The organism is Okeania sp. SIO2C2, assembly GCF_010692625.1.
Classification (GTDB): domain Bacteria; phylum Cyanobacteriota; class Cyanobacteriia; order Cyanobacteriales; family Microcoleaceae; genus Okeania; species Okeania hirsuta.
This window is the reverse complement of record NZ_JAAHGM010000115.1, coordinates 1-11,127: the sequence shown is the minus strand read 5'-3', so window position 1 is coordinate 11,127 and position 11,127 is coordinate 1. Positions and strand designations below refer to the sequence as shown.

14 protein-coding genes are annotated in these 11,127 nt (G+C 37.7%); 7 read left to right on the top strand and 7 right to left on the bottom strand.

All coding sequences use genetic code 11. The features are described 5' to 3' along the window. Both F6K18_RS35145 and F6K18_RS35140 read right to left on the bottom strand, forming a co-directional pair. A partial coding sequence (locus tag F6K18_RS35145; RefSeq protein ID WP_287527877.1) for a hypothetical protein occupies positions 1–393 on the bottom strand: 393 nt, incomplete at its 3' end. Between the two features lie 162 nt (positions 394–555). Continuing rightward, entirely contained in the window at positions 556–690 is a 135-nt protein-coding gene (locus F6K18_RS35140) for a hypothetical protein (RefSeq protein ID WP_287527875.1), read from the bottom strand. Between the two features lie 103 nt (positions 691–793). Between F6K18_RS35140 and F6K18_RS35135 the strand changes: the two genes are divergently transcribed. The 3 genes from F6K18_RS35135 to F6K18_RS35125 all read left to right on the top strand — a co-directional run bounded on the left by F6K18_RS35135 (position 794) and on the right by F6K18_RS35125 (position 5,162). Further along, complete coding sequence (locus F6K18_RS35135) at positions 794–2,200, top strand: hypothetical protein (protein WP_287527873.1); 1,407 nt, start codon at positions 794–796, stop codon at positions 2,198–2,200. Between the two features lie 1,247 nt (positions 2,201–3,447). Continuing rightward, positions 3,448–4,455: an RNA polymerase sigma factor, RpoD/SigA family gene (locus F6K18_RS35130; protein ID WP_287527871.1), complete on the top strand. Its 1,008-nt coding sequence runs from the start codon at positions 3,448–3,450 to the stop codon at positions 4,453–4,455. A gap of 248 nt (positions 4,456–4,703) precedes the next feature. Further along, on the top strand, positions 4,704–5,162 hold the full coding sequence (locus F6K18_RS35125) for a hypothetical protein (protein ID WP_287527870.1): 459 nt from the start codon (positions 4,704–4,706) through the stop codon (positions 5,160–5,162). A gap of 321 nt (positions 5,163–5,483) precedes the next feature. Here F6K18_RS35125 and cobO read toward each other — a convergent pair whose 3' ends face one another. After that, positions 5,484–6,092, bottom strand: a complete 609-nt coding sequence (cobO, locus tag F6K18_RS35120; protein ID WP_287527868.1) for a cob(I)yrinic acid a,c-diamide adenosyltransferase — start codon at positions 6,090–6,092, stop codon at positions 5,484–5,486. Between the two features lie 198 nt (positions 6,093–6,290). On the opposite strand from cobO, the gene F6K18_RS35115 reads away from it, so the two are divergent. Then, a complete protein-coding gene (locus F6K18_RS35115; protein ID WP_287527866.1) occupies positions 6,291–6,578 on the top strand; it encodes a hypothetical protein in 288 nt (95 codons plus the stop codon). 205 nt (positions 6,579–6,783) lie between these two features. On the opposite strand, the gene F6K18_RS35110 is transcribed toward F6K18_RS35115, so the two are convergent. From F6K18_RS35110 to F6K18_RS35100, 4 genes are all read right to left on the bottom strand, one after another. Beyond that, the gene (locus tag F6K18_RS35110) at positions 6,784–7,119 is read right to left on the bottom strand and encodes a XisI protein (RefSeq protein ID WP_287527865.1); all 336 of its coding nucleotides are present in this window, start codon (positions 7,117–7,119) and stop codon (positions 6,784–6,786) included. After that, the gene (locus F6K18_RS37155; RefSeq protein ID WP_375341378.1) at positions 7,107–7,226 is read right to left on the bottom strand and encodes an element excision factor XisH family protein; all 120 of its coding nucleotides are present in this window, start codon (positions 7,224–7,226) and stop codon (positions 7,107–7,109) included. Before F6K18_RS37155 ends, F6K18_RS35110 begins: the two co-directional genes overlap by 13 nt. A 71-nt stretch (positions 7,227–7,297) precedes the next feature. Next, positions 7,298–7,474 carry an element excision factor XisH family protein gene (locus tag F6K18_RS35105; protein WP_287527864.1) on the bottom strand — a complete coding sequence of 59 codons (177 nt, stop codon included), beginning with the start codon at positions 7,472–7,474 and terminating at the stop codon, positions 7,298–7,300. Continuing rightward, on the bottom strand, positions 7,464–7,613 hold the full coding sequence (locus F6K18_RS35100; protein ID WP_287527863.1) for a hypothetical protein: 150 nt from the start codon (positions 7,611–7,613) through the stop codon (positions 7,464–7,466). The genes F6K18_RS35105 and F6K18_RS35100 overlap by 11 nt, the downstream gene beginning before the upstream one ends. A 395-nt stretch (positions 7,614–8,008) precedes the next feature. Between F6K18_RS35100 and F6K18_RS35095 the strand changes: the two genes are divergently transcribed. The 3 genes from F6K18_RS35095 to F6K18_RS35085 all read left to right on the top strand — a co-directional run bounded on the left by F6K18_RS35095 (position 8,009) and on the right by F6K18_RS35085 (position 11,078). Continuing rightward, positions 8,009–8,545 carry a Uma2 family endonuclease gene (locus F6K18_RS35095; RefSeq protein WP_287527861.1) on the top strand — a complete coding sequence of 179 codons (537 nt, stop codon included), beginning with the start codon at positions 8,009–8,011 and terminating at the stop codon, positions 8,543–8,545. A gap of 668 nt (positions 8,546–9,213) precedes the next feature. Next, positions 9,214–10,449 carry a gephyrin-like molybdotransferase Glp gene (glp, locus tag F6K18_RS35090; RefSeq protein ID WP_287527860.1) on the top strand — a complete coding sequence of 412 codons (1,236 nt, stop codon included), beginning with the start codon at positions 9,214–9,216 and terminating at the stop codon, positions 10,447–10,449. 38 nt (positions 10,450–10,487) lie between these two features. Continuing rightward, positions 10,488–11,078 (top strand): response regulator transcription factor, encoded by a 591-nt coding sequence (locus F6K18_RS35085; protein WP_353735269.1) that lies wholly within the window; start codon positions 10,488–10,490, stop codon positions 11,076–11,078. The last annotated feature ends 49 nt before the right edge of the window (positions 11,079–11,127 follow it).

The window sequence follows — 11,127 nt, the reverse complement described above, 5'->3', positions numbered from 1 at the left end:
CTTTATCCTGTCTCCTGTCTCCTTTCTCCTGTCTCCTGTCTCCTGTCTCCTGTCTCCTGTATCCTGTCTCCTGTCTCCTGTCTCCTGTATCCTGTCTCCTGTATCCTGTCTCCTGTCTCCTGTCTCCTGTCTCCTGTCTCCTGTCTCCTGTATCCTGTCTCCTGTATCCTGTCTCCTGTATCCTGTCTCCTGTATCCTGTCTCCTGTCTCCTGTATCCTGTCTCCTGTCTCCTGTCTCCTGTCTCCTGTATCCTGTCTCCTGTATCCTGTCTCCTGTATCCTGTCTCCTGTATCCTGTCTCCTGTCTCCTGTCTCCTGTCTCCTGTCTCCTGTATCCTGTCTCCTGTCTCCTGTCTCCTGTCTTCTACCCCTACTAAAAGACTTTTTCAGCAAACCCTAATTAAGGTTTAAAGCCTCTCCTTTAAAGGAGAAACAGCGGTCGAGAGATGGCGCAGGAAACCTGCGCCATATCCAATCGACCAAGAGAAGAAAAAATTTTCATGATTAGTCAATCCTATGCGTTTTCAAGGAGAGGTAATAATTAATAATTAATTATTAATTATTAATTATTAATTGTTGAACATCTCCCCATCTCCCCACTTTCGCCTCCTGGCTCCCCTCCTGGGAGGGGCGGGGGTGGGTTGGGTTAGGGGTGGCTCCCCATCTCCCCATTGAAACCTTTTTAAGCATAAATAAGTCCTATAATAATAGTAGTTTCTTAAGTTTAAAAGACTTTGCAAATGCCTAAAAAACTTGATAATTTATCAATAATAATGCAAAAAAAACATCAACAATGACAGAAATTTCAGCACTTCAAATTGATTCTAATCAAATTAATCTTGTACCAGGATTTACCGTTTCATTATTCGGCACTGTAGGAGCAACAGAAGGCTTTGACTCTTATGATATTACTATCAATGAACCTCAATTATTAGAAGTTAACTTGTTCGATATTATCACCAGTGCTGATATCTCAATAAATGATAGTAATGGAAATCCTATTCCTGCTGGACCAGGAAGTCAGCCACTTTCTACCCCAGAGAATTTTACAATTCCTCTCAATCCTGGTAACTATCAAGTATTAGTCTTTCAACCACTTAATGATTTTCCTCTAGGAGGTACAAATTATCAACTTGATTTAACCTCTATTAGTTCCAATAACCCACCAATTAATCCGCCAGTAAACCCTCCCATCAACCCTCCTGGTTTTACCGATAATAGTAATGATAGTATAAATACAGCAACTCCTTTAGGTCGTATAGTTCCCGAAATACCCATAACTCGCTCGGGTACAATTAATGATTTTGACACAGTAGATTACTATCGCGTTACAGTTGAGCAACCCATAACTTCAGGAGTTGCCTTGCAAAATATTACTGGCAATCTTGATGTAGATGTATTAGATAGCAATGGTAACTTAATTGCCCGCGGTAACAACTTAGGACCGTCAAATGAGGCATTTCAGTCAGGTTTATTAACCCCCGGCGAATATTTTATCAATGTTTTTCAGACTGCTCCTGGTATTACCAGTAACTATGATTTAAGTCTGTTTCCAGCAAGTGCAAATATTAATCCTCCACCACCCCCTAATCCACCAACACCACCAAACCCTAATCCACCAATACCACCAAACCCTATCCCACAGCCACAAATCATTAGTTTTGATGGACAGATAGATGGAAGTGATGAAGTTGTGAGAAATCGTGAAGACACAAGTTTCATTTTTAAAGAAGATATTCAGTTAATTGCTACACCAGGTGTTCCATTAACAATCGATCTGATTGGTATAAATAGTGGTTTTGACCCTTTATTAGAAGTTTATCAACTTCCCTCAAATTCTCCTGTGCTTCAGGCTAACCAACAAGCCATTCTAGTTGCAGCTAGCGATAATAGTGGTGGTGGTGTTAATGCTAGAATTGGGCCGGGAGTTCCATCAGATGTAACAATTCTTTCACCAGGAACCAATACTCCCATAAGTGTTCCTGCGGAGTTAACTTTAGCACCAGAGTTTCAATATCTATTGCGTCTGACTTATACAGAGCTACCTATTATTCCTATTGGAGGTTTTTCTTTAAATGCAAGTGTCCCTGACGGTTTTATTAGTCTTGCTCCAGTTAGATTAGGAGTCACTGTGGCCGATCCGATTGTTGCAGGAAATCCGCCAATCAATGGGTTTTCTGATGGAGTAAGTTTTTTCTAAAGTAATAGGGAACAGGGAGACACGGGGACGCGGAGACAGGGAGACAGGGAGACACGGGGATGGAGGCTTTGAATTTATGATTCAAGGTTGACTTTTTACCATTTTAGTCAGAGCAAGAGGGATGCTTATTGGCTGAGAAATCGGCAAATTTTGGTAAATTTTACTGTTCCAAGACCCCCTCATATAGAATCCGGTTGAATAGTTATTGTATAGTTGGGAGTAGGGGAGTAGGGGAGTGGGGGAGTGGGGGAAATTAAATATTGAAGTAATTATAGAATTATCAACATATACTATATAACCGGATTCTATATCATCTCCTGTTCTCTCGCTCATCGTTAATCTACAATACTTTGAAACAGTCTTGCCCTTTCAAGGGGATGAAAAAAAATATAAAGTTCAATATTTTAAGCCTCTGACTTTAACTAGAGGTACTGATAACTGATAACTGATAACTGAAATGACCTTGTTGCAGGATGCGAAACCAGGTTGGTAGGAAAGCTATAGCAGCGAACAATGAAAAAAAATATTTCCCCTGATTCGGTTCGTTATCCGCATAAGTCCTAACCTATCTGCCTATTGTCTATTACTATTAAGTTATCTCTTTTGATTGATGCAAAAATCAGCTTTTTGTGTTACGCTGTAATACGTCATTAGAGAATAGTTAAAAAATCTGTAGTTTTTAGGTGGTATTTCTCAGGAGATGCTAATAAAAGCGGCAAACAGACGAGTTATAATTGCCTTCTGTCAAATGCTGAGAATAGTTCGGTTATCTCTCTGTTCTTGGAGTTGCCTCTTCAGAGCTGGTTGAGCCATGATCGATGTATGGGAAATAAATTAAATAATAATTTTACCAAGATTTGCGGAAATAGTGAAAGATAGACTGTAGTTAATCTAAGTCTCCTAGTAGTTTTAACGAAAAATTAAAATTTCTACCTACAGGATGAACATTCTGCCTTTAAATTTAGTCTGAATTTGTATTACAAAGAAGAAAGGCGGACTCATACTGAGTTTACTTTAGTAGAGGAAAGAAAGCATAATTATTATCAATGCAAATAATGTAAAAATTAGATTTACCTTATAAGTCCATTCAGCGAAGAAAAAAGTTTCAATTATAAAATTTTTACTACTTGATGGCATTTGTGTAGAGATGGGAAAGCTTATTCTCATGTAGTTGTATCTCAAATTCTTCCCATTGTAGGAACACACAATAACTACTGCGATATTTGAAATAAGGGGTTTATGAAAAAATGTCAACACTAAATCAAGAAAAGAAGAAAACTCAAAAGACAAACAAATCAAGTGCTCGCTCCTACTCCTCAATGGATACAGTTCGTACTTATTTACATGAGATTGGCCGTGTACCACTTCTGACTCGTGAGGAAGAAATTGTGTATGGCAAGAAAGTTAAGTACATGATGGAACTTTTGGAGTTAAAGGAAAAATTAGAGGAGAAGCTAGACAGAGCAGCAACTCACCAAGAATGGGCAGAATTTTTACACTTAAGTGAAGAAGCACTAAACCAAACAATAAAGCATGGTCGCCGTGCCAAGCAAAAAATGATTGAAGCTAACCTTCGCTTAGTAGTAGCGATCGCTAAAAAGTACCAAAAACGAAATATGGAATTCTTGGATCTGATTCAAGAAGGTACTTTAGGTTTAGAGCGAGGAGTCGAAAAATTTGACCCCATGCGAGGTTACAAATTTTCTACTTATGCTTACTGGTGGATACGTCAAGCAATTACCAGAGCGATCGCACAACAAGCTCGTACTATTCGCTTACCTATTCACATTACTGAAAAGCTCAACAAAATCAAAAGAGTTCAGAGAGAACTAATTCAAAGCTTGGGTCGTACCCCAACTCCTTCTGAAATTGCTCAAGCTTTAGAACTAGAACCTTCTCAAATTAGAGAATATCTCTTGATGGCCCGCCATCCTATATCGTTGGATTTACGAGTAGGAGATAATCAGGACACTGAATTGCAAGAACTTTTAGAGGACGAAGCATCTTCTCCAGATGACTATATTACTCGTGAGTTGTTGCGCCAAGACTTAAATACTCTACTAGGAGAATTGACCGATCAACAACGTCGTGTATTAATATTACGTTTTGGTCTTGAGGATGGTAGAGAAATGTCCTTGGCTAAAGTGGGAGAGAGACTACAACTTAGTCGCGAGCGAGTCCGTCAACTAGAACATCAAGCTCTGGCCCATTTGCGTCGTCGTCAAGCTAAGGTGCGGGAATATGTCGCTAGTTAGGTATTAAAATCTGCCTAAAATCGATCCCTCTATTGTCAATACCAAATTTTGATCGTTCCTTGTAGAGATAGTTATTTTTAATGATTATCTCTACAAGGATTTTTTTTGATTTATTATCTACCTTTAGTAACTATTGGAAGAAATAACTTTTGTTAACAGTTGAGAAACTAACACAATTTGTTAAAAAATAGATTTTTATCCTTTTCTACAGATATGATAATGATGTAGATAACAATTAAGTAATATTCGTGATTTTTAGGTTAGTGGCGATCGCCACCTACTTAATATTGACCTATAGTACAGCAAATAGGCCAATAGTACAGTATAAAACTATTTCTCTTAAATTCAAGGAAGAAAGGCCAAAGTTTTCCTCACAAACAAATGAAGATCGTACATTGCTCAGTGATGGAATTTACCTTTTTGGTAAGTCTTCTCAACCAGAGCAAATTCAGAATGAGTATTTTGTATTTCAGTTAGAAAATGGTAAGGTAATAGGCGCTCTTTATCTACCCCATTCAGCTTTTTATTGCTTTTATGGATTTTATAAGCAAAATAGCTTAGATGTAAAAGTTGTAGATAGTTATGATAATACTGCTTCTGACTACATAGTAGATTTAGAGAAATATTACCCCATAAATCAAGTTAGTGAGAATGATGCCAGAATATTAAATACTTGCCAAACTAACTATCAAAATTTGGCTTGGTAATACTTGTTGTTAAAACTCAAAGCTCAAAAGTTAGATTTTATGGACTTAAAACTTGGAAGCTATATTCAATAACTAATAATTAATAATTAATAATTAGTAATTACCTCTTTTTGAAAGGAAGAGGATTGACGTTTAAGGAAAATTTTTTCTTTTTTCTCCTTTATAAGAAGGAGAGAGTTTAAACCTTAATTATTTGGTAATAATTCAGCAATTATTCAGCAATTATTTAACATTATCGGGAACAAAACTAATTTATGCTGATTAAGATTTTAATCGAATCTAAAGTTTGCCATTTTAACTAATTCTTTGTTCCTACTAATATTAATACTCAATACCAGGTTGCGCCCTCACACCTTGCTCTCTAAAAGGATGCTTAACCATTTTCATTTCTGTAACTAAATCCGCCCTTTCAATTAATTCTGGAGGGGCACCCCTACCTGTAAGAATAACATGAGAATCTTCAGGTTTCTCTTCTAACCCAGCCAACAAATCTTCTAACTTTAAATAACCCAATTTCAAACTAACATTCACCTCATCAAGTAATACTAATTTAAACTCTGGGTTGCGGATATAAGACAAAGCCAAATTCCAAGCTTCATAGACTTTTTGAATATCGCGATCGCGGTCTTGAGTCTCCCAAGTAAACCCTTCCCCCAAAGCATGAAAAGATATTTGTTCGCCCCATTTAGTAAACACTGCTTTTTCTGCGGGTTCCCAAGCACCTTTAATAAATTGAACAATTGCCACTCGATAACCATGACCCAAGGAGCGCATCACCATACCCAATGCTGCTGTAGTTTTGCCTTTACCGTTACCAGTATTGACAATAACTAAGCCTTTTTCCAGAGCAGCTTGAGATACTCGTTGTTCTTGTACTTCTTTGCGGCGCTGCATCTTCTGTTTGTATTGCTCAGGAGTTAGGGATGTCATTTCAGTTAACAGTTATCAGTTATCAGTGTACAAAATATTTTTTTATCACAATTAGTATTAATTTGTCAATTTAGTGATTTTGACTGATTTTTATAGATAATTGTATGATAGACGTATTCAGAAAATAAACTTGCCCTTTATTTGCTATAAAGTAGAGTGTAATAACTCAAAAAATCATTTGTTTCGGGAATGGGGGGTGTGGGTAAAACCGAACTTTCCCGTCGATACGCTCATGCTCATAAGTCTGCTTACCCTGGTGGTATCTGTTGGTTGGAAGTACCTGCGGAGAATGTGGGTATTCAGATTCTCATGTTTGCTCAGAATAATCTCGGACTTATTCTCCCGGAAGAGGAAGAATTACCCGGAAAGTTGCACTACTGTTGGCAACATTGGTGTGAGGGAGAGGCGTTACTTATTTATAATGATGTGACTGACTACGAAACTCAGGTAAAGCCTTTTTTGCCTCCAGACTTGGCAGGGGAGTGAGGGAGCAGGGGAGTAGGGGAGATCGAATTTTGTCTGCTCAGTTTTTCTGATAACTGATAACTGATTCTGGAGCAGGGGAGTGAGGGAGCAGGGGAGTAGGGAAGATCGAATTTTGTCTGCTCAGTTTTGCTGATAACTGATAACTGATAACTGATAACTGAAAAAGTTCGGGCCCGAATCTGTGTCTAGCTTTTCTTTTCCTCAATTAAGCAACTCCATAATCAGTATATTCCCGCATTTCAGGAGCTTGAAATCCCAGAACAATATCTTCTTTTGGCACTCCTCGCTCCACAAGTTCTTGAGCAATTCTGATTTCAGTCATATTTTGCTCTACCCAAATCTTTTCTCCTTTAATATCCAAATGTAAAACACAACCATAAGCTCGCCGATAACCATCCCATCCTACATTCATCACTATATAATGGTCTTGTTTTGTATCAAAAACCGTGTAAGAATCTATCTGACCATTTGATATGGGGATGGCAGCATAAACTGTTAATAAAGACTGAATAATATTGCGATAAAATTCTAAGGTATCCATTGTACAATTACCTCCTGTATTGAGTCATAAATAATTAGTTTTATTTCATACCTTTCTAAGGATATTTGTGCAAATTCCCACTTAAAAAAAGTGTCATAAGCAACCACAGGTGAGGATAAAAAAAAGAAGATTCCCTATTTCAATCGGAATACTTTCCTACGGAATGCTGCGCAAACAGCTAGAGACACTGATAACTGATAACTGATAACTGATAACTGAATAGTTGCTCTGCACCTAAATCAATTTCAAATTTAGTTCCACCTACTTCCAGTAGCAGAGGATCGTCGGTTATCTGCCATTCCTCCTTTTCCAAAGCAATTCTAACCACAGCATGAAATTTATCCTTAGCGCCCATTTTTACCCTTCTCTAATTTACTTATTATAATATAGTCATAATCATCATCTTCAGGATTATCCCAAATTTTCTGAAAAGCTGCTTCAGACAGTTGAGTAATAGAATTAGTAAAATTTTGCTGTTGTTGTCGCTGAGACAAAAAATCCACAAAATCTACTATTTAGGAAACTTTATCTGGAGGCAAACTCCGGATTTTGGCAATTAGTTTTTTTCCGACTCGGTGTAAATGAATGTTTGTGTTTGTCATTAATTTATATCAATATTATGTGTCTTATCCTCAAATTATGCTATATAACATAGAATATATATGAGCGCACCTTTCCCATTATCTAAATAATAGCAAAAATTGATTTAAAATTAACCCTTTACTCAAATTTTTTTGTAGGAAATATGAATGGGAGCAATCGCGTAGCGGTGCGTAGCACTATCGGCTGCCCACTATGTTAAAATAAACAACATTAAATTATCAATAAAGGAGGTAAAAATTGAATCGGGAAATACACGAATCACAACAAAATTTATCAGAATAAATTTATGCAATTACCAACTACTACTAACTCCTTAGACACTTTTCTCCAACAACCCAATATCGAAATTTCTCCTGCTTGGGAATTCATCCATGGACAATCCAAACAAAAACCGATGCCAACTCTGTTTCATTCCCGCCTCCAACGAAACCTCGTCAACACCATTAATAATAAAACCCAAGCTTATGAAGCCATTCAAGAACTCAGGTGCATCATTCCTCCCTTATCTCCTGTGCCAGATATTGTGGTTGTAAAAAGTGATCGCCTTGGTGATGAAGACGGTCCACTGCAAGGTTCACCGGACTGGATAATTGAAATTAGTTCCCCAGACCAAAGCACATTAGACCTACAGAACAAAATTCTTCACTGTTTGGGTAACGGAACTCAGCTTGCTTGGTTAATTGATATTCAGCGACAGCGAATCTGGGTTTGGGAAAACCAAGAACTACCATTGGTCTTTACTGGAACTGAGATACTCCCCACTCTTGACAATATCTCAGATTTGACAGTGGAAAAAGTCATCGCTATGACCCAACAACGATAAAGCTAGTGCCGCTACGCGGAAGTTAAAAGTTAAAAGTTAAAAGTTAAAAGTTAAAAGTTAAAAGTTAAAAGTTAAAAGTTAAAAGTTAAAAGTTAAAAGTTAAAAGTTAAAAGTTAAAAGTTAAAAGTTAAAAGTATTGATTGGTAAGGCTTTTAGGATTTTGTAACTGGTCAGTTATTTCTGCCATTCTGCACTAGATTAACCTTAAGGAAACACAACAGTAAAATGAAAAAAATCATTTTCTAAAGCTCAAAAAATTTTCCCAGGTTTATCGGGTTGCACTAGGAAAAAACCTATGATAGTATGTAATCACTGGGAGGCGTTCGGCCTTATTCATGACTTTTTATTCAACAAAGAACCACAATCAAGAAAACTATTAGACTCTTGAGGAAGAACAAAACAACTAAAAAGCGATCGCTAACTCATCGTGAACACCTAGAACATATCATTTTCTAAAGCTCAAAAAACCCTGGCTGAGGGGATTGCATGAGGAAAAAAACCTATGATAGTATGTAATTATTTGGAGGCGTTCGCCCTTACGCATGACTTGTTATTCAACTAAAAATCAAGAGAAACTAGAGACCCTTCAACAAGAACAAAAACAAAAGAGAAAGGATGTCAAATACAATCTATAATCAAAATAACGCAAATCTTATTATAGATTGAAAATGCTACCAGTTGACCAAGCAGAGTCAATCATTTTAAACCTAGTACAACCCTTAGATTCCCAGAGGGATGTAGAAAAAGTAGACCTATTAACAGCATCAGGGCGCATATTAGCCACCCCAGTCACCAGTAAGCTTGATTTTCCCCACTGGGACAATTCAGCAATGGACGGCTATGCAGTAAAATTTACAGACGTCAAACACTCTAGTCCCGAAAATCCAATAACCTTAGAAATAATAGAAGAAATTCCAGCCGGGTATCAACCCCAGCAGCAAATTCAACCAGGACAAACAGCTCGTATATTTACAGGTGCTTGTATGCCGGCAGGAGCAGATACAGTAGTTATGCAAGAAGTAACTCAACGACAAGGCAACAAAGTACTCATCCAAGAAACTCCAAGACCCCAAGAATTTGTACGATATCGAGGTTCATTTTATACCGCTGGTACTCCCTTACTCCACCCAGGAATTATCTTAGGAGCTTCAGAAATAGCAGTATTAGCAGCACTTCAATGTCCAGAAATAACAGTTTATCGCTTACCTAGAGTCGGAATATTGTCCACAGGCAACGAATTAGTCACACCAGACGAACCCCTACAACCAGGTCAGTTAGTAGACTCAAATCAATATGCCTTAGCAGTAGCTGTAGCACAGACAGGTGCAGAAGTAATACGACTAGGTATTGTCCCGGATGAACGAGAAATATTGAAAAAAACCATAGCTGAGGCGATCGCAACTACAGACTTTTTACTGTCCACCGGTGGAGTATCAGTAGGAGACTATGATTATGTAGAAGATATTCTCACCGAGTTAGGAGCAGAAATTCATATTCATTCTGTGGCAGTTAAACCAGGAAAACCATTAACCGTTGCTAAATTTGCTGATGCTCAATGTGTATATTTCGGTTTACCAGGAAACCCCGTTTCAGCCTTAGTGAGTTTTTGGCGATTTGTCCAACCAGCACTAAAAAAATTGGCAGGAGTAGAGCAAGCAGCATGGGGGCCAGAATTTGTAAAGGCGCGATCGCTTCAAGATTTACATTCCAACGGAAAACGAGAAACTTATCTATGGGGTCAGCTAAAATTAGGAAGTAATGGCCATGAATTTCAACTTGCTCAAGGCAGTCACAGCTCTGGAAATTTAATTAATTTAGCGGGTAGTACAGGTTTAGCAGTTATACCATTGAATCAAACTTCGATCACCGTAGGCGAGTCAGTACAAGTGTTAAAAATAAGTTGATAGTCATCAACATCAAGAAAATTAAAAAGTAATTAATTATGGAACAGTTAACAACCAGTCAACAAGAGCAAATACGAATTTTAATTGTGGATGATGACCCAATGATGCAACTTTGGTTAGAGCAAGTTTTGAGTGATTATCCCAATATTGAAGTAGTAGGTTTAGCAGAAAATGGTAAGTTGGGTGTAGCAGCAGCGATCGAAAAGAAACCAGATTTAGTCGTTATGGATATTGCTATGTCAGAACTTGATGGCATTGCAGCTACTCAGCAAATTAAGGAAAAACTCCCAGCTACACGAGTGGTTGTACTCATATCTCACGATAGTCAACAAGAAGTCATGGGTGCATTATCTAGTGGAGCAGATGCTTATTGTGTAAAGGGGGCAAGTGTAGAAAGGTTGATATCTGCTATTACTGCTGCTATAGATGGTGCTACTTATCTCGATCCACAAGTGGGGAGAATGGTTATTCAAAATTTGCAACCAATATTGCCATCGCTTCCAGAAAAATCAGCTAATTTGTCTTCTATTGGACTTTGGACAAAAAGCAAAATAGTTAGTGTAATAATTACGCTAATCATATCTGGCAATGTTCCTCTGTCTCCAGTGAATTTAATCACTGAAAAATAGAAATAATTGAGAGTGATCGCCGACGGGGATGCCAACTTTTAGTTATTTT

Excerpts from the sequence above, each read along its gene's own strand:
- F6K18_RS35140 (WP_287527875.1), bottom strand. The coding sequence starts at position 690 with ATGCTTAAAAAGGTTTCAATGGGGAGATGGGGAGCCACCCCTAACCCA.
- F6K18_RS35135 (WP_287527873.1), top strand. The coding sequence starts at position 794 with ATGACAGAAATTTCAGCACTTCAAATTGATTCTAATCAAATTAATCTT.
- F6K18_RS35130 (WP_287527871.1), top strand. The coding sequence starts at position 3,448 with ATGTCAACACTAAATCAAGAAAAGAAGAAAACTCAAAAGACAAACAAA.
- cobO (WP_287527868.1), bottom strand. The coding sequence starts at position 6,092 with ATGACATCCCTAACTCCTGAGCAATACAAACAGAAGATGCAGCGCCGC.
- F6K18_RS35110 (WP_287527865.1), bottom strand. The coding sequence starts at position 7,119 with ATGGATACCTTAGAATTTTATCGCAATATTATTCAGTCTTTATTAACA.
- F6K18_RS35105 (WP_287527864.1), bottom strand. The coding sequence starts at position 7,474 with ATGGGCGCTAAGGATAAATTTCATGCTGTGGTTAGAATTGCTTTGGAA.
- F6K18_RS35095 (WP_287527861.1), top strand. The coding sequence starts at position 8,009 with ATGCAATTACCAACTACTACTAACTCCTTAGACACTTTTCTCCAACAA.
- glp (WP_287527860.1), top strand. The coding sequence starts at position 9,214 with ATGCTACCAGTTGACCAAGCAGAGTCAATCATTTTAAACCTAGTACAA.
- F6K18_RS35085 (WP_353735269.1), top strand. The coding sequence starts at position 10,488 with ATGGAACAGTTAACAACCAGTCAACAAGAGCAAATACGAATTTTAATT.